Here is a 22722-nt window from a genome sequence, read left to right on the forward strand (position 1 = left end):
CGTGCCATGATCCTCGGCCTCACCATTCCCCAATTCACGGCATTGCACATCGGTTTAAGCTTGATCGGCATTGCTGCCGGGCTGGTTGCCCTGCCAGCTTACGCGGCGGGGCGGTGGATGCCGCGAGTGACAGCAATTTTCCTCATCACCACGTTCGCCACGACGCTTACCGGCTTCCTGTTTCCAATCGGTAATTTCACACCTGCCCTGGGGGTCGGCATCGTCTCGACGATCGTCATGGCTGTCGTGCTGATTGCGCTCTACGGATACGGCCTGAGGGGCAAGGCAAGGATCATCTACTCGATCACCGCCACGATCAGCCTTTACCTCAATATGTTCGTGCTGATCGTCCAGGCCTTTTTAAAGGTAGAAAGCCTGAACGCGCTGGCGCCGAACGGCAATGAGCCTCCGTTTCTCATTGCCCAGACGGTTCTGCTGGTTGCTGCCATCCTTCTTGGCTGGAGGGCAACGCGCCGCAGGCTTGCCGTTTGAGTAGGACGCGTCCCCAGCGAGCTGCCAGACCAGTACCCTGCGCCTGCTTTCAGGCACAGGGTACATTTTTCAATAAATACGCCCTCAGAAAAACATCAGCGCCGATTGCCACACTACAATATACATTATATGATAATATATATCGTATCACTGTAGGAGAGGCAGATGAAAGCCGTGAAGATCAATGAACGCCTGACCGTGGCGGACCAGCCAATGATCGCCGAATTCCAATCGCTCTCCGCACAGGGCTTTAAGACCATCATCAATGCACGACCGGATGGAGAAGAGCCTGCCCAACCGGGTAACGCGCAGGAGAGAACGGCCGCTCAGGCCGCCGGCATGGATTACGGCTTCATCCCAGTCACGGGTCCGACCATCACCGAAGCAGATATCCGCGCCTTTCAAAAGAAAATGGCGGAAGCGGAAGGTCCGGTTTTTGCCCACTGCAAGGGCGGCACGCGTGCGCTCACACTCCATGTGCTCGGAGAAGCACTCGACGGGCGCATCGAGCGAGACGCCATCGAAGCCTTTGGCAATGCGCATGGCTTTGACCTGTCGGGAGCGATCCGCTGGCTTGATCGCCGCGCGGCAGCGGCACCGCATGTCAAAGCCTTTTTCGATCCGCGCACGTCGAGCGTTCAATATGTCGTTTCCGACCCCAAGACGAGGCGATGTGCGATTATCGATCCAGTCTTAGACTTCGATGAGAAGTCCGGCGCGACAGGAACCATGAATGCCGACGCCATTCTGGCCTATGTCGAAAGCGAGAACCTCACGGTGGAATGGATTCTCGATACCCATCCGCATGCCGATCATTTTTCTGCCGCTTATTATCTGAAGGGAAAGACCGGCGCGCCGACGGCGATAGGCGCAAAGGTCAAACATGTGCAGAAGCTCTGGCAGGAGAAATATAACTGGCCGGACTTTAAAACCGACGGGTCACAATGGGACCACCTGTTTGAAGCTGGCGAGAGCTTCCGTATCGGCTCTCTTGAGGCGCGGGTCCTCTTCTCCCCCGGCCATACGCTTGCCTCCGTCAGCTATGTGGTGGGCAATGCAGCTTTCGTGCACGATACGCTCTTCATGCCCGATTCAGGCACCGCGCGTGCGGATTTTCCGGGCGGTAGCGCAAGACAGCTCTGGGCCTCGATTCAGGATATTCTCTCGCTACCAGATGAGACGCGGCTTTTCACCGGCCATGACTATCAACCCGGCGGCCGCTCTCCAAAATGGGAAAGCACGGTTGGCGAACAAAAGCGCAGCAATCCGCATATTGCCGGTATGACGGAAGATGGCTTTGTCCGCCTAAGGGAAGCGCGGGACAAGACTTTACCGATGCCGAAACTTATTCTCCATGCCCTCCAGGTGAATATTTGCGGCGGCCGCCTGCCCGAGCCGGAGGCGAACGGCGTCCGCTATCTGAAGCTCCCGCTCGACGTGCTTGGGGGCAGCGCATGGTAGAGAAAGCCACAGCCAACAAGCCGCACCATAGTGGTGAAATTCCCCTCGCCGCGATGGAGGAAAGGGCGGGCGAAGTCGCATTGCTCTTGAAAACGCTCGCTCATCCCGCCCGGCTGATGCTCGCCTGCACGCTGGCGCAAGGGGAGTTTTCGGTCGGTGAACTGGAGACCAAACTGGACATCCGCCAACCGACACTCTCCCAGCAGTTAGGCGTCCTTCGCGAAGCTGGGGTGGTCGAGACGCGACGCGACGCCAAGCAGATATTCTACAGACTGACGCAGGAGAAAGCGGCCCAATTGATCGAGGCCTTGTACGCCATCTTCTGCGCGCCGGGCGAGGAAACCCAATGAGCCCTTACTGGCATCCTCTTCTCGGCGGCATGCTGCTCGGTCTTGCCTGCGTTCTGCTTTTTCTCTTTAACGGTCGTATCGCCGGGATCAGCGGTATCATCGGAAAGACGCTGAGCAGGGAGCGGCGCCTCGCGGACCTCAGCTTTCTCGCCGGCTTGCTGACCGGACCATATATCCATGCCGCCGCCTTCGGTCGGCTGCCCGCCATCACCATCCTTGCACCCTTGCCGCTTGTTATCATTGCCGGACTGCTGGTGGGTTTTGGCACGCGAATGGGCTCCGGCTGCACATCGGGCCACGGCATCATGGGGCTGGCGCGCTTTTCCCGACGCTCTATCGCGGCAACGGCGACTTTCCTGATTGCGGGGATGTTTGCGGCGACAATGGTGGGGGCGCTGTCATGAGAAATCCCGCCTTGGCGCGTGTTGCCCTTGCATTGGCCGCAGGAGCGCTGTTCGGCTTCGGCCTTTCGCTGTCGGGCATGATCGATCCAGCCCGCGTTTCGGGTTTTCTCGATGTAGCAAGCGGCCACTGGGACCCGAGCCTGATGTTCGTTCTCGCGGGCGCTGTGATGGTGGCCGTGCCGGGTGAGCTGATCAGCAGGCACCTTGCCAAGCCTATCCTCGCCGAGGATTTCGGCGTGCCGGCAAAGAGCCGCATCGACCGACCGCTGCTGATAGGTTCGGCCATGTTCGCCATCAGTTGGGGGCTTGCCGGTTTTTGCCCCGGCCCGGCCATGTCGGCTTTTGGCCTTGGGCTTACGCCGGTCGCGTTTTTCGTCACTGCCATGATTGCCGGCATGCTGGTCCACGACCGGCTCTACGCAACCCGCTCATAGCGCAATACACGTGCGGCCGACGCGGAAAGGATCATCGCGCGGCGCTCGAAGGCCCCCGCGCGATGGAATACGATCAAAGATCGATCAAGCTCTTGCCTGTCATTTCCGGCGGCAGAGGCTGGTTCATGAGTTGCAGCAGGGTGGGCGCGACATCAGCGAGAATACCGTCGTGCACCCTTGCCCCATCGGGACCTCCAAAAAGGATCACCGGCACAGGATTGGTGGTGTGGGCCGTGTGCGGGCCGCCCGTGACCGGATCGATCATGGTTTCGCAATTGCCGTGATCGGCAATGACCAGCATCGCGCCACCCACTTTTTCAAGTGCGGCAACGACTTCGCCAAGACCGCGGTCCACGGCTTCACACGCCTTGATCGCGGCCTGAAGATCACCTGTGTGGCCGACCATGTCAGGGTTGGCATAATTGGTGACGATCAGATCATAACCCTTGCCGATTGCCTCCACAAATTTCTCGGTTACCTCGGCCGCACTCATCTCTGGCTGAAGATCGTAGGTCGCAACCTTGGGTGACTTCGGCATGAAGCGGTCTTCACCGATTTCCGGCTCCTCCTTGCCGCCGTTCAGGAAGAAGGTGACATGAGGATACTTCTCCGTTTCGGCGAGGCGAAACTGCGTGAGGCCCTGCCTGGCCACCCATGCACCCAACGTATTGACGATGTCCCGCTTCGGATAAGCCGTGGTCATGAACGTGCTGTGACGCGTGGAATATTCCACCATGCCAAGCAGCGCGGAAAGCACTGGCTTTTCGCGCGGAAAACCGTCGAATTCATCGGCACCGATCGCAAGCAGGATTTCACGCGCCCGGTCGGCACGGAAATTGAGGCAGAACAGACCATCGCCTGCCTTGAAGCCCTTATAGCCATCAATCACCGTCGGCAAGATAAATTCGTCGGTAATGCCGTTCGCATAGCTCTGCGAGACGGCGCTTACGGCATCCCGCGCATGTTCGCCCTTGCCAAGAACCATGGCGTCATAGGCTTTCTCGACACGCTCCCAGCGATTGTCGCGATCCATCGCATAATAACGGCCGATCACCGTGCCGATGGTTGCCCCCTGCGGCAGGCTCGCTACGAGCGCGGCGACGAAATCTTCTGCCGACTGCGGTGCGACATCGCGACCATCGGTGATGGCATGCACCACGACGTTCAGACCGTGACTGACCATCAGCTTCACCGCCGCCTGGCCGTGCAGGATATGACCATGGACGCCGCCATCGGAAACCACGCACATCAGATGCGCCACACCGCCAGCAGCCTTGACCCTGGCGGCGAAATCGATCATCGCCGCGTTGCGGAAAAAGCTGCCATCCTCAATCGCCAGATCGATCTGACCGAGATCCATGGCGACGATACGGCCAGCGCCGATATTGGTATGACCCACTTCCGAATTGCCCATCTGCCCCGTCGGTAGGCCGACCTTCGGACCGAAGGTTGTCAGCGTCGCATTCGGGCAAGTGGCGAAAAGCCGGTCCATGGTTGGCGTGTTTGCCAGAAAGGGCGCATTGCCGGACGTAACCTCGCTCAGCCCCCAGCCGTCGAGAATGGTCAGAACAACGGGTTTGGGAGTGCGCATGGGAGGACCTTCTTCTTCATTCGGTTGCCGGCGGAGAGCGGACCGCAGGGCACCGGAGCGCCCTCGTCCGCCACTATGTTCATGATGAGAAAACATGCTTCTCGTTCTTCTCTTCTATACCCGAAGATGACGAACGCAAGCCTATACCGACAGCGAAACAGCGGCATGACGACCGAAAAAGGGTCGGCCCAATCCGGCTCTCTCAACCCCTGGCGCAGGAATGAGAGAGCGTAAAGACGGTCACTCAATGAAAATCAGTGCCGGCTTCTCCAGCAACGCCTTCATCGCCTGAATGAAGACGGCTGCGTCCCACCCGTCCACGACACGATGATCGAAGCTGGACGACAGGTTCATGATCTTGCGCGGCACAAAGCGGGCCCCATCCCAGACCGGCCGGGTCATGATCTTGTTGACACCAATGATTGCCACCTCGGGATGGTTGATGATGGGCGTCGAAACGACTCCGCCTAACGCCCCAAGCGAGCTGATGGTTATCGTGGAGCCCATCAACTCTTCCCGATGTGCCGTGCCGGTGCGGGCGGCTTCGGCAACGCGGGCAACTTCCTCCGCACAGTGCCAAAGGCCGAGCGTTTCCGCATGGCGAACGACCGGAACCGTCAGGCCCGCCGGCGTTTGCGTGGCGATGCCAATATGGACCGCCTCGTAGTGGCTGACGACCCCTTTCTCGTCGTCAAAGGTGGCATTCATGCCGGGATGATCGGCAACGGCTTTCACCAGAGCGCGCATTAAAAACGGCAGGATCGTCAGTTTCGGCTGCCCGGAACGGCGGTTGCCGTTCATCGTGGCGCGAAGATCCTCGAGATCCGTGACGTCGATCTCTTCGACATAGGTAATGTGGGGAATGCGGGACGCCGACAGCACCATCTTCTCGGCAATCTTGCGGCGCAGACCCGTCAGTTTCACATCCTCGACGGCGCTGTCATGCGACGCGGTGGTTGAAGGACGTTCCGGCCGGCCACGCGCCGTCAGATATCCATCGAGATCGCTATGGGTAATGTGCCCATCCGGTCCCGTTCCCTTAACCTTTGCGAGATCGATATCGAGATCGTCGGCGCGCTGGCGCACGGCGGGGGCTGCGAGCGGTTTATGATGCGGCTCGGCAGCGCTTTCCGGTGAAGGTTCGCTGATGTCCCGGGCTGGATGGTGTGCTTCAACGGGTGGCGGAGCTTCGGTCATATCGGCTGGCGCTTCCGCCTCCGCGATAACGACCGGCGCTTCGGCAGCGGCTTCGCGATCAATGGCGTCCGCTTCGCGATCAATGGCAGCCGCTGCAGCATCCGTCTCGATGCGCAGGAGCGGCGCCTTCACCGGTACAGTGTTCCCGACAGTGACGGCGAGCCAGGTGACGACCCCCGCCACCGGCGATGGGATTTCCACGGTCGCCTTATCCGTCATGACGGCCGCAAGCACCATGTCTTCATGGACGATATCTCCCGGCTTGACGTTCCACTCGACCAGTTCGGCTTCTGCAACACCTTCACCCACATCGGGCATTGTGAGGGTAAATTCCGCCATAATCAGGCCTCCATGACATCGACGAGGGCGCGCCCGACACGGGCCGGACCCGGAAAATAGTCCCATTCCTGGGCATGCGGATAAGGCGTATCCCAGCCGGCGACACGCACGACGGGCGCCTCCAGATGATAAAAACAATGCTCCTGCACAAGCGACACGACCTCGGCGCCGAAGCCGGAAGTCAGCGTCGCCTCATGCACCATCACACAACGGCCGGTCTTGGAGACAGATTTCACAATGGTGTCGAGATCGAGCGGCAACAGGCTGCGAAGGTCGATAATCTCGGCATCGACCCCGGTCTCTTCCGCCGCCGCCAGTGCCACATGCACCATGGTGCCATAAGCGATGACGGTGACGGCGTCTCCGGGGCGGCGGATTTCCGCCTTTCCGATGGGGACCGTATAATGACCTTCCGGCACCTCCCCCATTTCGTGTTTGGACCATGGCGTTACCGGCCGGTCGTGATGGCCATCGAAGGGACCGTTATAAAGCCGCTTTGGCTCGAGAAACATCACCGGGTCCGGGTCTTCGATGGAGGCGATCAGCAGCCCCTTGGCGTCATAGGGATTGGAGGGGACGACGACTTTCAGCCCGCAGACATGGGTGAAAAGCGCCTCCGGACTCTGGCTATGCGTCTGCCCGCCGAAAATGCCGCCGCCGGTCGGCATACGAAGAACGATCGGGCAGGTAAAATCGCCGTTTGAGCGATAACGGATACGCGCTGCTTCCTGGGTGATCTGGTCGTAAGCGGGATACATGTAATCGGCAAACTGGATTTCGACACAGGGCCGCAATCCATAAGCGGCCATACCGATGGCGGTGCCGACGATGCCCGACTCACTGATCGGCGCATCGAAACAGCGGGTTTTACCGTATTTCTGCTGCAGCCCCTGCGTGGCGCGGAAAACGCCCCCGAAATACCCCACATCCTCACCAAAAACCACGATATCGTCGCTGCGTTCCATGGACACATCCATGGCGCTGCGGACGGCCTCAATCATCGTCATTCTTGCCATGTCTTACCATCCTGCCTTCTGGCGCTGGCGGACGAGATGCGGCGGCATCTCCTCGTAAACGCCCTCGAAAATATCCTTTTTCGGCGGTTTCTTGCCTTCATGCAGCGTGCCGTAGCTTTCCGCCTCGCGTTGCGCTTCAAGCACTTCATCAGCGATTTCTGCCTCCGCCTGCCGGTGCCGTTCCTCCGACCAGACGCCCCGCAGGATGAGATGTTTCTTCAATCTCAGAACCGGGTCGCCTAAGGGCCATGCCTCGGACTCGGTCTTGGGGCGGTAAGCGCTCGGATCGTCAGAGGTGGAATGCGCGCCGACGCGATAGGTCACATATTCGATCAGCGTTGGGCCGAGATTGCGCCGCGCCCGCTCCGCGGCCCAGCGCGCCACGGCATAAACGGCAAGATAGTCGTTGCCATCCACCCGGAGTGCAGGAATGCCGAAGCCCAGCCCGCGCGCTGCAAAGGTGCCCGAACCGCCGCGTGCGATGCCCTGAAAGGTGGAAATGGCCCATTGATTGTTGACGATATTGAGGATGACCGGAGCCTTGTAAGTGGAGGCGAACACCAACGCCGAATGGAAATCCGACTCCGCCGTCGAACCGTCACCAATCCAGGCGGCCGCGATCTTGGTGTCGCCCTTGATGGCCGACGCCATCGCCCAGCCTACCGCCTGCACATATTGCGTGGCGAGATTGCCGGACACGGTGAAGAAACCATGTTCTTTCGAGGAATAAAGCACCGGTAGTTGCCGCCCGTGCAGCGGGTCGAGTTCGTTGGAATAGATCTGGTTCATCATGGTGACGAGCGGATAGTCGTCAGCGATCAGCAGCCCCGCCTGCCGATAGGTCGGGAAGTTCATGTCGCCCTTCGAAAGAGCTTTGCGGAAGGCGCAGCTGACTGCCTCTTCGCCCAGATGCTGCATGTAAAAAGAAGTCTTGCCCTGCCGCTGCGCCATCAGCATGCGCGCATCAAAAGCCCTGAGCCGCATCATGTTTTTCAGGCCGACCAGCAGGTCGTCGTCCGAAAGCAGGCCGGCCCAAGGTCCGACAGCCTCGCCCTGGTGATTGAGGACGCGGATGATGGAATAGGCCAGATCGCGCATGCTCTCAGGCGCTGCATCCACCTCCGGGCGCGGCACGGAGCCGGCTCTCGGTATCTTTACATTGGAGAAATCCGGCTGGTCGCCTGGCCGCACCGCAGGTTCGGGAACATGCAGGCTGAGACGTGGCGTTTCTGATATGTCCATTCTACTCCTCCCGTCGCAGTCTCCTCCAGACCACGAAACAACGCTCAAAGGTTCCGCGCGATCACCATGCGTTGGACATCGCTCGTCCCCTCGTAAATCTGGCAGATGCGCACATCGCGATAGATCCGCTCCACCGGATAATCCGCCATGTAGCCGTAACCGCCGTGAATCTGGATGGCGTCGGAGCAGACACGCTCGGCCATCTCCGACGCGAAGAGCTTGGCCATCGATGCCTGCGAAAGACAGGGCTCGCCCGCCTCCTTCAACGCCGCCGCGTGCAGCACCAGCTGTCTAGCGGCCTCAATGCGCGTCGCCATGTCCGCAAGGCGGAACGCCACCGCCTGATGTTCGATAATCGCCTGTCCGAAGGCTCTGCGCTCGCGGGCATAATCCCGCGCCGCCTCAAACGCCGCCTGCGCCATGCCGACGGCCTGTGCGGCGATGCCGATACGGCCACCTTCCAGATTGGCAAGCGCGATGCGGTAGCCCTGCCCTTCTTCACCGAGCCGGAAATCGGCCGGTATGGCCATGTCGGTAAAGGCGATCTGGCAGGTATCGGACGAGTGAAGCCCGAGTTTTTCCTCCACCCGGATCACCTCGTAACCCGGCGTATCCGTCGGCACGATAAAGGCGGTGATACCCTTCTTGCCCGCGGCTGCATCCGTAACGGCAAAAACAATGACGACATCGCCGTTTTTGCCAGATGTGATGAATTGCTTCGCCCCATCAAGAATATAGCGATCACCATCGTGCCGCGCTTTGGTCTTGAGATTTGCGGCATCGGAGCCAGCCTGCGGTTCGGTCAGCGCAAAGCCGCCGATCCATTCGCCGGAGGCAAGCTTCGGCAAGAAACGCTGCTTCTGGTCCTCGGTTCCGAATTTGAGGATCGGCACGCATCCCACGGAATTATGGACGCTCATGATGGTGGAACAGGCACCGTCCCCCGCAGCGATTTCTTCCAGCGCCAGCGCGTAAGCGACAGCACCGGTTTCCGCCCCGCCATACGCTTCGGACACCAGCATGCCGAGGAAGCCGAGCTCGCCCATCGCTTTCAATTCTTCCTTGGGGAAACGGCTTTCCCGGTCACGGGACGCGGCGCCAGGCGCAAGCTTTTCCCGCGCGAAGTCGCGGGCCATGTCCCTGATCTGCTGCTGGGATTCAGTGAGCATCATCGCCGCCTCCCGCCAAAAAGCAGAAGCGCATTAGGCGCGTCGCCAGCTGGAATTGGTCGCGAGGGCTGCCCATGAAAGCACGGGCGGCCCCCTCGATCACGACAGGGTCATGCACAGCCAAATTCACCTCCCTTGGCCAACCCTGACGTGAGGAGCCGGCCCGCCGCAAATCTCCTCCAGACCGCGACTGATATGAACGCTATCACTATCTCGAATTCATTTCAAAGCTATTTTGATTGACAGTTTTCTGATTGGCGATATCTTTGATCCAACAAATAGATATATCATAGAGCAAATGATCCATGATTGAGCTTGACAGTTTCGACCAGAAGATTCTGCATGTTCTCGGCGATGACGGGCGGGTCAGCTGGCGGGATCTTGCGGCTCGGATCGGCCTATCCTTCACGCCGACGCTTCGGCGCGTGCGCAAGCTGGAAGAAGAAGGGATCATTCGCGGCTATACCGCCGTGTTTGACGAGAACCGGCTGCTCGGCAATATGGGTGTCTTCATCTCCGTCACGCTCGAACGCCAGATCAAGGAAGCATTGACGACCTTCGAGCACCATGTCGCTTCCATTCCGGAAGTCGTGGGTGGCTATCAGACGAGCGGCAGTTCCGATTATCTGATCCACGCCATGGTGCGGGATTTGCCCCATTACCAGCAGCTTCTGGATTTCCTGACCACGGTTCCGGGCGTGTCGCGCATCCAGTCCAACTTCGCCATCAAGACATTCGTGCGCCGTTCCGCCGCTTTCACCGGGGGTGACACGCCATAATCGCAGGGCTGCCGGCGCGGAGGAGGTGCCGGTAGCTGACAGAAGGGACGGTAAATACTGTCCGGAGGAGGAGACGCGATGAGTTTGAACCTCGCCGCCATTTTCGATGCCGATCTCGGCCCGGAAATCGCAGCATTGCGCGATAGCGCAAGTGCATTCGCAGACGATAAAATCGCCCCGCTGGCGGCAGAGATCGACAGGGACGACCGCTTCCCGCGTCAGCTCTGGCCACAAATGGGCGAGCTTGGCCTGCACGGCATCACCGTTTCGGAAGAATTCGGCGGCGCCGACATGGGCTATCTCGCCCATTGCGTGGCGATGGAGGAAATAAGCCGGGCTTCCGCTTCCATCGGCCTCTCCTATGGTGCTCATTCCAATCTCTGTATCAACCAGATCCATCGGTGGGGCACACAGGAGCAGAAAAGGAAATATCTGCCGAAGCTGGTCTCGGGGGAACATGTCGGTTCGCTTGCCATGAGCGAGACGGAGGCCGGTTCGGATGTCGTCTCCATGCGGCTCAAGGCAGAACGAAAGGGCGACCGCTATGTGCTGAACGGCGCGAAGATGTGGATCACCAACGGCCACGAAGCCGATACGCTGGTGGTCTACGCCAAGACCGACATGTCCGCCGGCCCCCGCGGCATCACGGCCTTCCTGATCGAAAAGGGCTTCAAGGGGTTTCGCCCGGCCCAGAAACTCGACAAGCTCGGCATGCGCGGTTCCCCCACCTCGGAACTCGTATTCGAGGATTGCGAGGTGCCGGAGGAAAACATTCTCGGACGCCTCAATGATGGCGTGACGGTGCTGATGAGCGGGCTGGATTACGAGCGCGCCGTGCTGGCGGCAGGTCCAGTCGGCATCATGCAGGCAGCCATCGATCTGGTGCTGCCCTATACCCGCGAGCGCAAGCAGTTCGGCAAGCCGATCGGCGAGTTCCAGCTGGTACAGGGCAAGCTCGCCGATATTTATTCGGCCATGAACGCGTCGCGCGCCTATGTCTATGCGGTTGCCCGGGCCTGCGACAATGGCCGCATCACGAGGCAAGATGCGGCCGGCGCGATCCTCTTCGCCGCCGAGCGGGCGACACAGGTGGCGCTGGATGCGATCCAGCTTCTCGGCGGCTCTGGTTATGTCAACGAAAGCCCGGCAGGACGGCTGCTGCGTGATGCCAAGCTTTATGAAATTGGCGCAGGCACCAGCGAAATCCGCCGGATGCTGATCGGCCGCGAGCTAGTCAAGGGAAACGGGTGAGAAGACGCGATGAAGCTTAAATCCACTCTCAACCGCGACCCTGCCTTCGCTGCCAATGTCGATTTCATGTCGGGCCTGGTGGATGACTTGCGCCAACAGGTCGAGAAAATTTCAAAGGGCGGCGGTGAGAAGGCCCGTGAGCGGCACCTTTCGCGCGGCAAATTATTAGCGCGTGACCGCATCGATGCGCTGCTCGATCCCGGCAGCCCATTCCTCGAGTTCTCGCAATTTGCCGCTCACGAGGTCTATGACGAACCCGTTCCCGCCGCCGGCATCGTTACCGGTATCGGCCGGGTCTCGGGACGAGAATGCGTGATCGTCGCCAATGATGCGACGGTAAAAGGCGGCACCTATTATCCGCTGACGGTGAAAAAACACCTGCGCGCGCAGGAAATCGCGGCCGAAAACTGCCTTCCCTGCATTTACCTCGTGGATTCCGGCGGCGCAAACCTACCCAATCAAGACGAAGTCTTTCCCGACCGCGATCATTTCGGGCGCATCTTTTATAATCAGGCCAATATGTCAGCCGCTGGCATCGCCCAGATCGCGGTGGTGATGGGCAGTTGCACGGCAGGCGGGGCCTACGTACCTGCCATGAGCGACCAGTCCGTCATCGTCAAAAACCAGGGCACGATTTTTCTCGGCGGGCCGCCGCTGGTCAAGGCAGCGACCGGCGAGGTGGTGAGTGCGGAAGAGCTGGGCGGCGCGGACGTGCATTCCCGTCAATCCGGCGTGACCGATCATTATGCCCGCGACGACCGCCACGCGCTGGCGCTGACCCGGCGCATCGTCTCGACCCTCAACCGTCGCAAGCAGGTAGAGCTCGATGTCCGCGAACCGGTGGAGCCGCTTTATCCGGCAGACGGGCTTTACGGCATCGTGCCAGCCGATACGCGCAAGCCCTTCGAAGTGCGGGAGATCATCGCCCGTCTCGTTGACGGATCGGAATTTAACGAGTTCAAGGCGCTCTACGGCACGACGCTGGTCTGCGGTTTTGCTCATATCCATGGCTATCCCGTCGGCGTTATCGCCAATAACGGCATCCTGTTCTCAGAGTCCGCACTGAAGGGTGCGCATTTCATCGAGCTCTGCTGCCAACGCGGCATTCCGCTGGTCTTCCTGCAGAACATCACCGGCTTCATGGTGGGCAAGGCCTACGAGGCAGGCGGCATCGCCAAGGATGGCGCCAAGCTCGTCACCGCTGTTGCTTCCGCCAGAGTGCCGAAATTTACCGTCATCATCGGCGGCTCCTTCGGTGCCGGCAATTACGGCATGTGCGGCCGCGCCTATTCGCCGCGCTTCCTGTGGATGTGGCCGAATGCCCGGATTTCCGTGATGGGCGGCGAGCAGGCAGCGTCCGTCTTGGCGCAAATCCGCCGCGACGGCATCGAGGCCGATGGCCGCCACTGGTCGAAGGAAGGTGAAGAGGCGTTCAAGCAGCCGATACGCGAAAAATACGAGCGGGAGGGCCATCCCTATTATGCCAGTGCGCGGCTTTGGGACGACGGTATCATCGACCCGAAAGATACCCGCCTCGTCCTCGGCCTCGGTCTGTCCGCCGCGCTCAATGCACCGGTTGAACCAACCCGTTTCGGCATATTCAGGATGTGAGGCGACGATGTTTTCGAAAGTACTCATCGCCAATAGGGGCGAGATCGCCTGCCGCATCATTCGCACCGCCGCCCGAATGGGCATTCGTACCGTCGCCGTTTATTCCGATGCCGATCGCGACGCCATGCATGTGGCGTTGGCCGATGAGGCTGTCGCCATCGGCGCTGCTCCTGCACGGGCCTCCTATCTCGACGGCGAAAAAATAATCGCCGCAGCAAAGGCAAGCGGTGCAGAGGCGGTCCACCCGGGTTACGGCTTTCTTTCCGAGAATGCCAATTTCGCGGAAGCCTGTGACGCCGCCGGGCTCATTTTCATCGGTCCTTCGCCGCAGGCGATCCGCGCGATGGGCGGTAAAAGTGAGGCCAAGGCGCTCATGGCAGAGGCGGGTGTCCCCGTCGTTCCAGGCTATCACGGCACAGACCAATCCGTGCACCAGCTGCAAAGCGAGGCGCAGACGATTGGCTATCCGGTATTGCTTAAGGCTTCCGCCGGCGGCGGCGGCAAGGGCATGCGGGTTGTCCGGAACGAGCGCGACTTTACGGCAGAACTTTCTGGCGCAAAGCGCGAGGCGCTGGCTGCCTTTAGCGATGACCGAATGCTGATCGAGAAATACCTTGAACGACCGCGCCATGTGGAAGTCCAGGTCTTTGCCGATGCACATGGTAATTGCGTTTCTCTCTTCGAACGCGATTGCTCTATCCAGCGCCGGCACCAAAAGGTGATAGAAGAAGCCCCTGCCCCCGGATTGTCCGACAGGCTGCGTCAACGCATGTACGACGCTGCTGTAGCCGCTGCCCGCGCAATTGATTATCGGGGCGCGGGAACGATCGAATTCCTGCTCGATCCCTCCGGCGAGTTCTACTTCATGGAGATGAATACGAGGCTTCAGGTCGAACATCCGGTGACGGAATACATTACCGGGCTCGATCTGGTGGAGTGGCAGATAAGAGTGGCGAATGGGGAGGCCTTGCCGGAAAGCTGGGCCAATCTCGGCATAAATGGCCATGCCATCGAGGCACGGATTTATGCCGAGGACCCCTCCCATGATTTCCTGCCGTCCATTGGCACCGTCAGCCATCTCGTTTTCCCCGATCAAGGGCCTCATGTGAGGGTAGATAGCGGTATCCGCGCCGGTGACGCCATTACCGTGCATTACGACCCGATGATTGCCAAGCTCATCGTCTGGGACGAAGACCGCCCATCCGCGGTGCGGCGTCTCCGACTTGCACTTGAAAAGCTGGCGATTTCGGGTGTGAGCAGCAATGCCGCATTCCTCACGCGTCTTGCAGGACTGGAGGCTTTCGCCAGTGCCGATCTCGATACGGGCTTCATTGCCCGCAACGAGCCGGCTCTTTTTGCTCCGCCCGCGACAGGCGACAATGAGATTGCAATGGCCGCGCTTGGCCTGCTGCTTTCACGGCACAAACAAGGGAAATCCTCCTCAGAGTCAGATTCCCATAGTCCGTGGAAAGCCACATCGGCATTTCGCCTTAATGCACCAGCGCGGGAAACGCTCTCTTTCTCGTTCGATAACAAGCCGATACAAGTTATTGCCATCGATGAGAAAGGCGGCTTTTCATTTGCCATCGACGGACGGACCATCGATGCCCGCGGCAGCCTTTCAGACGAAGGCAGACTTCAGGCGAGCTTGGACGGACGGAAAAAACAGGGACATTTCTTTGAGGGGGGCGGCAGTTTCGTACTTGTTCTCGATGGTGAGCATTATCGTATCGCTCAGCCTGATCCCGTCGATATGGAAGAGGCCAGCACTCATATGGGAGGTCTGGAAGCCCCCATGCCTGGCGTTATCCGGGCCATTCTGAGCGAGGACGGCGCCGTGGTGGAGGCCGGCGAGGCGCTTGTCGTGATGGAGGCCATGAAGATGGAGCACACCATCCGCGCACCGGCCAGGGGGACTGTGACGGCGATCAATTGTGCTGAGGGCGATATGGTGACGGCAGGCGCGGTTCTGGTCGATTTCGAGCCGGAGGAGACGTGAGGTGAGCTGGCCGCGAGCAGTAAAGATCGTCGAAGTCGGTGCGCGCGATGGTTTACAGAACGAAAGCGCCGAGGTTCCGACCGCTGTCAAGATCGAGCTGATCGAGCGGTTGGCCGACGCGGGATTGAAAGCGGTGGAGGCCGGCGCTTTCGTATCGGCAAAAAAAGTGCCGCAGATGGCCGACTCGAAGGAGGTGTTTCAAAGACTTAAACGGCTTCCTGGCACCTCCTATCCGGCGCTCGTGCCGAATATGAAAGGCTTCGAGGCCGCCGCTGAAGCCGGTGCAAAAGAGATCGCCGTTTTCGTCTCTGCATCCGAAGGGTTCAGCCAGCACAATATCGGCTGCTCGCGCGCGGAGAGTCTGGCGCGTTTAAAGGATGTCGCTGCGGCCGCGCAACGCCTCGATATTACCATGCGTGGCTACGTTTCCTGCATAGCCGGCTGCCCATACGACGGCACGGTGGCGCCGGATGAGGTGGCAGCTATGGCGGAATCTCTTATAGAGCTCGGTTGTTACGAAGTCTCGCTCGGCGATACGATCGGTATCGGGACAGCGGCGCAGGTTCGCGGCATCATCGAACGCGTATCAACACGCATTCCACGCGAAAAAATCGCCATGCATTTCCACGATACCTACGGGCAGGGTATCGCCAACGTCCTGACCTCGCTGGAACAGGGCATAAACGTGTTTGACAGCTCCGTTGCGGGACTGGGCGGCTGCCCTTTCGCGCCAGGTGCCACCGGCAACGTCGCGACGGAAGATGTTGTTTACCTGCTTCAGGGACTTGGCGTCGAAACCGGCATCGATCTGATGACGGTTGCGAAAACGGGGGACTGGATCAGCCGTAGCCTCGGAAGGCAAAATGCCGCGCGGGCCGGCAAGGCGCTGCTTGCATCGGAGAGAAAGGGTGACGCGCATGGTGGCTGAACTGCTGAGCGAAAGGCGCAAGGATGTGCTGTGGCTGACGCTCAATCGGCCGGAAGTGCACAATGCACTCAATGCGGCCATGACCGAGGGGCTTTGTGTCGCCATCCGTGCGGCGTCAAGCGATAGCGGCTTGCGCGCCGTGGTCATAACGGGCGCTGGAGACCGCAGCTTTTGCTCCGGCGCCGATCTCAAGGAAAGCGCGGGTGGCATGTTTCTGTCGCGGGATGGCGCCAACCCGATCGCCGAGGTGATCCGCGCTATAGAAGTGTGCGACAAGATTGTCATTGCCCGCATCAATGGTCGGGTACTGGCCGGTGGACTGGGGCTCGTCGCCGCCTGCGATCTGGCTTATGCCGCTAATAACGCGGAATTCGGTCTGCCGGAAGTTCGCGTCGGCCTTTTCCCGGCGATGGTGGCGGCGAAGCTTCTGACGAAGATTTCGCCGGCCGACCTTCAGGAGATGGCCTATCTCGGTACACCAATCAACGCTGTGGAAGCCGAACGGATTGGCATCATCAACCGTACCGTGCCATTCGCCGAGCTCGACAGCCTCGTCGATGACGTTCTTGCGCGGCTGCGCCAGAATGCGCCAGGCGCCATATCCGCCGGAAAAGCCGCATTGCTTGAGATGCGCACCATGCTCCCCGGCGAGCGTCTGGCTTTCGCAGAAGGCATCATCGCAACGATAAGCAAAAGCAACGAGGCTGAAGAGGGGCGCGCGGCCTTTGCCGAGAAACGAAAGCCGTTCTGGGTGGCGTGAGGCACGCTGAACGCCTGCGGGATTTTTCCAACGCTTCGGTGGTGTAATGGATATAATCCCTGACCGCGCGTTGACCCGGTTCAGCAAATCGCGTTCTATCCAGCACCTTTCACCGGACGGTGGTCTGGGGAGCCGGAGGAGACCAATGCAGCTTGTAACAACCGTCGCCGAATTGCGGGATGCCACCGCTGCCTTACGCCGCGCGGGCAAAACCATTGGCTTCGTGCCGACCATGGGCTTTCTCCATATCGGCCATCTCGCCCTCGTGGCCAAAGCGAAGGCGGAAAACGACGCCACCGTCACCTCGATTTTTGTTAATCCACTGCAATTCGGCGCGAATGAGGACCTGGCACGCTACCCAAGAAGTCTCGAGCGAGACCGGGAGCTACTGGAACGGGCTGGCGTCGATATTCTCTTTGCCCCGGATGTGAGCGAAATGTATCCACGCCCCATGGCCACAGTTGTTGATGTCCCAGAACTTGGCAGTCAGCTGGAAGGTGCTGTACGCCCCGGCCATTTCGCGGGCGTTGCGACTGTTGTGACCAAGCTTTTCAATCTCGTTCAGCCGGACGCCGCCTATTTCGGTGAGAAGGACTATCAGCAGGTGGCATTGATCCGCCGCATGGTCGAAGACCTCGCCCAGCCGGTGAGGGTCGTGCCCGTTGCCACCGTGCGGGAGGCTGACGGGCTCGCCTGTTCCTCACGCAATGTCTATCTCAGCCCCACGGAGCGGGCCGCCGCCGTCATCGTGCCACGCGCGCTCGCCGAAGCGGAACGGCTTTATGACGAAGGTTTGGACGACCCAGCCGCATTCGAAGCGGCCATTGGAAAATTCATTGCTACCGAGCCGCTTGCGCAGGCAGAGGTCGTTGCGGCGCGCGATCCAGATACGCTTGCGCCCGTGACCTCCGTTCAGGCCGGGCCTGTTCTGGTTGCGCTTTTCGTGCGTGTCGGCAGCACGCGGCTTCTCGACAATCGCGTCCTCGGGCGCGTCCGGGCCGATCAACCGGAGGCAGCAACATGAGCGCCCATGCGAAACACAAGCGGCTGACGACGGCTTCCATCCGGCAGATGAAAGGTGAAGCACGGATTGTGTGCCTGACCGCCTACACGACCCCGATTGCACGTCTGCTCGACCCGCACTGTGATCTGCTGCTGGTGGGCGATTCCCTCGGCATGGTGCTTTACGGTATGGATACGACTGTCGGCGTTACGATGGACATGATGATCGCCCACGGACGCGCCGTCATGCGCGGCGTCGAAAATGCCTGCGTCATCGTTGATCTTCCCTTCGGCACCTATCAGGAATCCAAGGAACAGGCTTTCCGCAACGCCGTGCGGCTGATGCAGGAAACCGGTTGCGACGGCGTGAAACTGGAGGGCGGCGAGGAAATGGCCGAAACCGTCGCCTTTCTGGTGGCGCGTGGCATCCCAGTGTTTGGCCATGTCGGGCTGATGCCGCAACAGGTCCACACCGCAGGCGGGTTCCGTTCGCTCGGACACTCGGATGCCGAAACCCAGAAAATCTGGCGCGATGCCATTGCCATAGACCAGGCAGGCGCCTTCGCCATCGTGATCGAAGGCACGGTCGAACCTCTGGCGCGCGAACTGACCGAAAAACTCGCCGCACCGACAATCGGCATCGGCGCCTCCCCCGCATGCGACGGTCAGGTTCTGGTCTCGGACGACATGCTCGGCCTGTTTTCCGACTTCAAACCGAAATTTGTAAAACGGTATGCAAACCTCGGATCAACCGTCTCAGAAGCAGCGGCAACTTACGCCGATGAGGTTCGTTCCGGCGCGTTTCCTGGGCCCGAGCATACGTTTCAGGTGCGGCCAAGGCCCTCGTCGAAGCAATAGCCCGGGAGAATCGGGATCATGTTCCAAGCCGTCAGGAAGGATGCCAGCAGCTGGTCTGCGGTAATGGACGTCTGCTCCGACAGCGAATAAATTGACTTTGCATCAAAGATTTTTTGCATCTTTGGAATGCAGCTGTGAAGCAAGAGGTCTGTGCCCGCACGCTTACCGCTTCGACCATTCCACATTGATGAGAGTTCGAAGCCTGCCCTCCACAAAGGGCAAATCATCTCGCTTCCGCCTCCGTGGGACACGATTCGCGATCTGCTTTATTCGCTAATCGAGCTAAGGAACTGAGACTTCCCGTCGTGAGGTCCTGCCTTCAAAGCTTTTAATCCGCACCAAATAATGCATGGCGAAAGGTCGGACTACGGAAACGCGGTAAACAATCTAAAGGCATCGTCGTTTCTAGTGTTTTAGGCTTGCACCTACCGCTGAACTTGGAAAGCCATGCCTGCCAAAATGATCACTTCATGATTTTCCGAAACCCGGAATTAGCGCCCTAATGCATTCATTTGATCGGGTTGAATTTGCAAGATACAGGTATTGGGCACAGGGATAGCGCTTTTGACAAGTACTCCGGAAATGTCAAAATTCCGATTTGCCGTGTCAAAATTTCGAAATCGCGCTATCGGGTATAGTGGGATACAATGCTCAAAACAGAAAGTCGAAATTAAAAAAATGGTAGCGGGAGAGGGACTTGAACCCCCGACACGCGGATTATGATTCCGCTGCTCTAACCACCTGAGCTACCCCGCCACAGGGAAAACGTAACAGTCATTTGACTGTCCGCTCCATCAGGATGAGCGGCTTATAAGGTGCCGCTCCCTAAAGTGTCAAGCGCAAGATGCGCAAATAATTCGCTTTCCGCATTGTTGCGAAAAGCGAATGGTTTCAGGCGGCAACCGGCTTTTCGAGAAGAGCCTTCAGCGATGCCTCGGCTTCCGCCGAGCGCTCGGAGCGCTCGATGAAGCCGCCGCCGTAAACGCGGGCATCGGCACCTGGGGCGGAATAGAGAACGCAGGCCTGACCGGGCGCGACGCCCGCCTCACCCGTCATCAGATCCACATAGATTCCGTTTTCATCGGCGTGCAGCACCGCTTCTGTCGGCGGGCGGGTGGAGCGCACCTTGGCGTAACAGGCAAACCCCTTCCCGGCATCCTCGGTCAACTCACCGTCACCCAGCCAGTTCATGTCACGGAGATAGACGCGGTGGGTCTCCAGGGCCTCACGCGGGCCAACGATGACCCGGCGGCCACGCGCATCGAGATGCACCACATAGAGTGGCTCACCTGTCGCCACACCGATGCCCCGGCGCTGACCAATCGTATAATGCACGATGCCGTCGTGGCGGCCGAGCACACGGCCGTCCAGATGGACGATATCGCCCGCAAGCGCCGCATTCGGCTTCAGCTTGTTGATGATATCGGTGTATTTGCCCTGCGGCACAAAACAGATGTCCTGACTGTCGGCTTTCTTGGCAACGACAAGTCCCATATCCTCGGCGAGCGCCCGGGTCTCGGCCTTGGAGAGACCGCCGAGCGGAAAACGCAGATAATCGATCTGTTCCTGCGTGGTCGCAAACAGGAACCAGCTCTGGTCGCGGTCGCTATCGATCGGCCGATAGAGCGCCCGCCGTCCCGGCTGGCCGGGAACCGGGTTGGGGCGCGAGCGGATGTAGTGGCCGGTCGCCAGCGCATCGGCGCCAAGTTCCTGCGCCGTTGCGAGCAGATCCGCGAATTTGACCGTCTGGTTGCAGGCAACGCAGGGTATTGGCGTTTCACCCATCGCGTAGGCCTCTGCAAAGGGATTGATCACGGTTTCGCGGAACCGCGCCTCATAATCCAGCACGTAATGCGGAATGCCAAGGGTTTCGCAGACCCTGCGCGCGTCATCGATATCCTGCCCGGCGCAACAGGAACCCGCGCGGTGCACCGCCGCACCATGATCATAGAGCTGCAGCGTTATGCCGAGGACATCATAGCCCTCGCGTTTGAGGATTCCAGCAACTACGGAAGAATCGACGCCACCGGACATGGCGACAACGATCCGGGTATCTTCCGGCCTCTTGTCAAAATCGAGCGTGTTCACGTTTTTTTCCCATCGTCAGTCATAACGGGGGTAAAGGCCCCGCCGCCTGTCGGTCATCCACAGCGAGCATATTGACCGTCATTTTGGACTGCCTGCCTGCGGATTTAAGGGCTGCATATAGAAAGGAATGGCCTCGCACGCAAGTACGGGGCGGAAAACCGTCCCGTACTGTCGCGAACTCTGAGACGACCCTACGCGCCTGCCGTCTTCTGACCGCTGCTGCCGAACCACTTGTCGCGTTCCCTCCACAGCGCCGGCAGGGCCAGCAATCCAATAGCGGTAAAGGCGATGAGCGTTTTGTTGAGCTGAGAGAGCTCCGCCGTGCGGCCATCCAGATAGTAGACGGCGTAGACGATAGCCACATGCCAGACGTAGACCTGAAGCGAGTGGCGGCCGAGCAGCTGCAGGAACTTCAGTGACAGGACCCAGATCACACCTTCGGCGATCGAACGCACGATCGGCCGGTGATGGTACGGACCTGCAATAACAAGCCATGTCACCCCTACGCCGACGGCGAGGAAGTTGATGAGGTAAACCGGGCCGAAGTCGGCACGGATTTCCATGGTCGAAAACTTGCCCATCATGAATTCGGGCATCAGGCCCCAGGCCGTGGCAATGCGCAGCGGCATGAAGAACAGGCAGATGAGAAGAGCAGCCTTCGGCAGCCACGTATGCTCCGGTGAGAAAATCTTCTTCCATGGAATGCGGTTCTGTGCGGTCATCGCGCCCATCACCAGCGCCGAATAAAACACAAGCTGCCAGCCAAGCAGATTGAAGCTCACGCGGATACCTTGCTCATCCGCACCTTTGACAAGTTCGTTCAGCGGCGTCGTCACGATCTGCTGCAGGCCGAGCTGCCCGGCCATCCAGACCAGCAACGAGCCAGCCATGACATAGGCCCACTTGCCATCAAGGCAAAGCTTTACAAGGATCGGCGCAAACAGCATGTAGACGATATATTGCGGCAGAATATCCATGAAGGTCGGCTGGAAAAGGAATGTCGCAATCGCTGCGAGACGCAGCGGATCGTCAAATGACGTCATGCCAAGCCAGTTGTACCAGATGTAAGGCGCATGGGGGATGACCATGCGGAAAAACAGGACCGCGATGACAAGACCCATCGCGTAGCGATAAAGCTCCATGGCCCTGTTCCAGATCATCTGCTTGCCGGCATCATAGCCGTATTTCATCATTTTTCGGGCATAGACCATGCCGATCAGCAGACCAGACAGGAACACGAAGCCCTGCGCATCCTCGACGAATGCGAATTGTCGGTGATTGATTTCCACCAGCCAGAAGCCGCCGGCAAACACCAGATGGTTGATCATCATGAAGACGAGGAAGTAACCACGCATCCCGTCGATCAGGTCGAAGCGTTTCATTTCGATAGCTCTCCGTTCTCGCGGGCCGTGCATTGCCCGGCCACCCAGCCCGGCCTGCGAGACGCCGGGAATTGGATTGTCAACGCGGATTTTCTGCTGAAGTTCCCTGCCCAAAGCGGTTTAGGACTATCGCGAAAATTCACATTGGCGTGTACAGAGCGTGGTTAGAATGTCGGGACTGAATGGCCGATGAATGAAAAAAGGCGATTCCGTGGAGGAATGAGCCATTGCGCGGGTGATATGCCTCGACTTTCAGGGTGTAAAGCCTTGCATAGCAACGCGAGACGAAAAACGGCCGTCAATCGCCCGGCGAGATGTCGTCAGTAAGATTTTGCCGCGCTTTCTCCTGTGAGGAAGGCGGTCCCCCGA

Annotated in this window: 20 protein-coding genes and 1 tRNA gene; 13 read left to right on the forward strand and 8 right to left on the reverse strand. The window is 59.4% G+C overall.

Features of this window, described 5'->3' with window-relative positions; all coding sequences use genetic code 11:
• Window positions 1–6: 6 nt before the first annotated feature.
• The 5 genes from FS804_RS11120 to FS804_RS11140 all read left to right on the forward strand — a co-directional run bounded on the left by FS804_RS11120 (window position 7) and on the right by FS804_RS11140 (window position 3141).
• On the forward strand, window positions 7–492 hold the full coding sequence (locus FS804_RS11120; RefSeq protein WP_144576639.1) for a hypothetical protein: 486 nt from the start codon (window positions 7–9) through the stop codon (window positions 490–492).
• 165 nt (window positions 493–657) lie between these two features.
• A complete protein-coding gene (gene blh / locus FS804_RS11125; protein WP_144576640.1) occupies window positions 658–1953 on the forward strand; it encodes a bifunctional sulfur transferase/dioxygenase Blh in 1296 nt (431 codons plus the stop codon).
• Window positions 1947–2303 carry a sulfite-sensing transcriptional repressor BigR gene (gene bigR, locus FS804_RS11130; RefSeq protein ID WP_144576641.1) on the forward strand — a complete coding sequence of 119 codons (357 nt, stop codon included), beginning with the start codon at window positions 1947–1949 and terminating at the stop codon, window positions 2301–2303. Before blh ends, bigR begins: the two co-directional genes overlap by 7 nt.
• Window positions 2300–2707 carry a YeeE/YedE family protein gene (locus FS804_RS11135; protein ID WP_144576642.1) on the forward strand — a complete coding sequence of 136 codons (408 nt, stop codon included), beginning with the start codon at window positions 2300–2302 and terminating at the stop codon, window positions 2705–2707. The genes bigR and FS804_RS11135 overlap by 4 nt, the downstream gene beginning before the upstream one ends.
• The gene (locus FS804_RS11140; RefSeq protein ID WP_144576643.1) at window positions 2704–3141 is read left to right on the forward strand and encodes a YeeE/YedE family protein; all 438 of its coding nucleotides are present in this window, start codon (window positions 2704–2706) and stop codon (window positions 3139–3141) included. The genes FS804_RS11135 and FS804_RS11140 overlap by 4 nt, the downstream gene beginning before the upstream one ends.
• Window positions 3142–3214: 73 nt before the next feature.
• Here FS804_RS11140 and gpmI read toward each other — a convergent pair whose 3' ends face one another.
• The 5 genes from gpmI to FS804_RS11170 form a co-directional block, all read right to left on the reverse strand.
• The gene (gene gpmI, locus FS804_RS11145) at window positions 3215–4732 is read right to left on the reverse strand and encodes a 2,3-bisphosphoglycerate-independent phosphoglycerate mutase (RefSeq protein ID WP_144576644.1); all 1518 of its coding nucleotides are present in this window, start codon (window positions 4730–4732) and stop codon (window positions 3215–3217) included.
• A gap of 240 nt (window positions 4733–4972) precedes the next feature.
• Window positions 4973–6268: a dihydrolipoamide acetyltransferase family protein gene (locus tag FS804_RS11155; RefSeq protein WP_144576645.1), complete on the reverse strand. Its 1296-nt coding sequence runs from the start codon at window positions 6266–6268 to the stop codon at window positions 4973–4975.
• Window positions 6269–6270: 2 nt separating this feature from the next.
• Window positions 6271–7284 (reverse strand): alpha-ketoacid dehydrogenase subunit beta, encoded by a 1014-nt coding sequence (locus tag FS804_RS11160; protein ID WP_144576646.1) that lies wholly within the window; start codon window positions 7282–7284, stop codon window positions 6271–6273.
• 3 nt (window positions 7285–7287) lie between these two features.
• The gene (locus tag FS804_RS11165) at window positions 7288–8526 is read right to left on the reverse strand and encodes a 3-methyl-2-oxobutanoate dehydrogenase (2-methylpropanoyl-transferring) subunit alpha (protein WP_144576647.1); all 1239 of its coding nucleotides are present in this window, start codon (window positions 8524–8526) and stop codon (window positions 7288–7290) included.
• 44 nt (window positions 8527–8570) lie between these two features.
• The gene (locus tag FS804_RS11170; protein ID WP_144576648.1) at window positions 8571–9698 is read right to left on the reverse strand and encodes an acyl-CoA dehydrogenase family protein; all 1128 of its coding nucleotides are present in this window, start codon (window positions 9696–9698) and stop codon (window positions 8571–8573) included.
• Window positions 9699–10000: 302 nt separating this feature from the next.
• Between FS804_RS11170 and FS804_RS11175 the strand changes: the two genes are divergently transcribed.
• The 8 genes from FS804_RS11175 to panB all read left to right on the forward strand — a co-directional run bounded on the left by FS804_RS11175 (window position 10001) and on the right by panB (window position 18883).
• Window positions 10001–10474, forward strand: a complete 474-nt coding sequence (locus FS804_RS11175; protein ID WP_004445535.1) for an Lrp/AsnC family transcriptional regulator — start codon at window positions 10001–10003, stop codon at window positions 10472–10474.
• A gap of 78 nt (window positions 10475–10552) precedes the next feature.
• Window positions 10553–11725 carry an isovaleryl-CoA dehydrogenase gene (locus tag FS804_RS11180; protein ID WP_144576649.1) on the forward strand — a complete coding sequence of 391 codons (1173 nt, stop codon included), beginning with the start codon at window positions 10553–10555 and terminating at the stop codon, window positions 11723–11725.
• Between the two features lie 9 nt (window positions 11726–11734).
• Window positions 11735–13336: a carboxyl transferase domain-containing protein gene (locus FS804_RS11185; RefSeq protein ID WP_144576650.1), complete on the forward strand. Its 1602-nt coding sequence runs from the start codon at window positions 11735–11737 to the stop codon at window positions 13334–13336.
• Window positions 13337–13343: 7 nt separating this feature from the next.
• Entirely contained in the window at window positions 13344–15335 is a 1992-nt protein-coding gene (locus FS804_RS11190; protein WP_144576651.1) for an acetyl/propionyl/methylcrotonyl-CoA carboxylase subunit alpha, read from the forward strand.
• Window position 15336: 1 nt separating this feature from the next.
• Window positions 15337–16263, forward strand: a complete 927-nt coding sequence (locus FS804_RS11195; RefSeq protein WP_144576652.1) for a hydroxymethylglutaryl-CoA lyase — start codon at window positions 15337–15339, stop codon at window positions 16261–16263.
• Complete coding sequence (locus FS804_RS11200; protein WP_144576653.1) at window positions 16253–17023, forward strand: enoyl-CoA hydratase-related protein; 771 nt, start codon at window positions 16253–16255, stop codon at window positions 17021–17023. Before FS804_RS11195 ends, FS804_RS11200 begins: the two co-directional genes overlap by 11 nt.
• Before the next feature lie 145 nt (window positions 17024–17168).
• The gene (panC, locus tag FS804_RS11205) at window positions 17169–18047 is read left to right on the forward strand and encodes a pantoate--beta-alanine ligase (protein ID WP_144576654.1); all 879 of its coding nucleotides are present in this window, start codon (window positions 17169–17171) and stop codon (window positions 18045–18047) included.
• Window positions 18044–18883, forward strand: coding sequence for a 3-methyl-2-oxobutanoate hydroxymethyltransferase (gene panB, locus FS804_RS11210; RefSeq protein ID WP_144576655.1), 840 nt, complete (start codon window positions 18044–18046; stop codon window positions 18881–18883). Before panC ends, panB begins: the two co-directional genes overlap by 4 nt.
• Before the next feature lie 679 nt (window positions 18884–19562).
• Here panB and FS804_RS11215 read toward each other — a convergent pair.
• From FS804_RS11215 to FS804_RS11225, 3 genes are all read right to left on the reverse strand, one after another.
• Window positions 19563–19639: transfer RNA gene (locus FS804_RS11215), tRNA-Met, on the reverse strand.
• Between the two features lie 135 nt (window positions 19640–19774).
• Window positions 19775–20971, reverse strand: a complete 1197-nt coding sequence (gene mnmA / locus FS804_RS11220) for a tRNA 2-thiouridine(34) synthase MnmA (protein WP_144576656.1) — start codon at window positions 20969–20971, stop codon at window positions 19775–19777.
• A 191-nt stretch (window positions 20972–21162) separates the two neighbouring features.
• Window positions 21163–22353, reverse strand: coding sequence for an OpgC family protein (locus FS804_RS11225; RefSeq protein ID WP_063950396.1), 1191 nt, complete (start codon window positions 22351–22353; stop codon window positions 21163–21165).
• Window positions 22354–22722: the final 369 nt, after the last annotated feature.

Origin of the sequence: Agrobacterium sp. DE0009, assembly GCF_007680755.1 — a bacterium.
GTDB classification, from domain to species: domain Bacteria; phylum Pseudomonadota; class Alphaproteobacteria; order Rhizobiales; family Rhizobiaceae; genus Agrobacterium; species Agrobacterium tumefaciens_B.

Coding starts and splice junctions, on each gene's coding strand:
- FS804_RS11120 (WP_144576639.1), top strand. CDS start 7: ATGATCCTCGGCCTCACCATTCCCCAATTCACGGCATTGCACATCGGT.
- blh (WP_144576640.1), top strand. CDS start 658: ATGAAAGCCGTGAAGATCAATGAACGCCTGACCGTGGCGGACCAGCCA.
- bigR (WP_144576641.1), top strand. CDS start 1,947: ATGGTAGAGAAAGCCACAGCCAACAAGCCGCACCATAGTGGTGAAATT.
- FS804_RS11135 (WP_144576642.1), top strand. CDS start 2,300: ATGAGCCCTTACTGGCATCCTCTTCTCGGCGGCATGCTGCTCGGTCTT.
- FS804_RS11140 (WP_144576643.1), top strand. CDS start 2,704: ATGAGAAATCCCGCCTTGGCGCGTGTTGCCCTTGCATTGGCCGCAGGA.
- gpmI (WP_144576644.1), bottom strand. CDS start 4,732: ATGCGCACTCCCAAACCCGTTGTTCTGACCATTCTCGACGGCTGGGGG.
- FS804_RS11155 (WP_144576645.1), bottom strand. CDS start 6,268: ATGGCGGAATTTACCCTCACAATGCCCGATGTGGGTGAAGGTGTTGCA.
- FS804_RS11160 (WP_144576646.1), bottom strand. CDS start 7,284: ATGGCAAGAATGACGATGATTGAGGCCGTCCGCAGCGCCATGGATGTG.
- FS804_RS11165 (WP_144576647.1), bottom strand. CDS start 8,526: ATGGACATATCAGAAACGCCACGTCTCAGCCTGCATGTTCCCGAACCT.
- FS804_RS11170 (WP_144576648.1), bottom strand. CDS start 9,698: ATGATGCTCACTGAATCCCAGCAGCAGATCAGGGACATGGCCCGCGAC.
- FS804_RS11175 (WP_004445535.1), top strand. CDS start 10,001: ATGATTGAGCTTGACAGTTTCGACCAGAAGATTCTGCATGTTCTCGGC.
- FS804_RS11180 (WP_144576649.1), top strand. CDS start 10,553: ATGAGTTTGAACCTCGCCGCCATTTTCGATGCCGATCTCGGCCCGGAA.
- FS804_RS11185 (WP_144576650.1), top strand. CDS start 11,735: ATGAAGCTTAAATCCACTCTCAACCGCGACCCTGCCTTCGCTGCCAAT.
- FS804_RS11190 (WP_144576651.1), top strand. CDS start 13,344: ATGTTTTCGAAAGTACTCATCGCCAATAGGGGCGAGATCGCCTGCCGC.
- FS804_RS11200 (WP_144576653.1), top strand. CDS start 16,253: ATGGTGGCTGAACTGCTGAGCGAAAGGCGCAAGGATGTGCTGTGGCTG.
- panC (WP_144576654.1), top strand. CDS start 17,169: ATGCAGCTTGTAACAACCGTCGCCGAATTGCGGGATGCCACCGCTGCC.
- panB (WP_144576655.1), top strand. CDS start 18,044: ATGAGCGCCCATGCGAAACACAAGCGGCTGACGACGGCTTCCATCCGG.
- FS804_RS11225 (WP_063950396.1), bottom strand. CDS start 22,353: ATGAAACGCTTCGACCTGATCGACGGGATGCGTGGTTACTTCCTCGTC.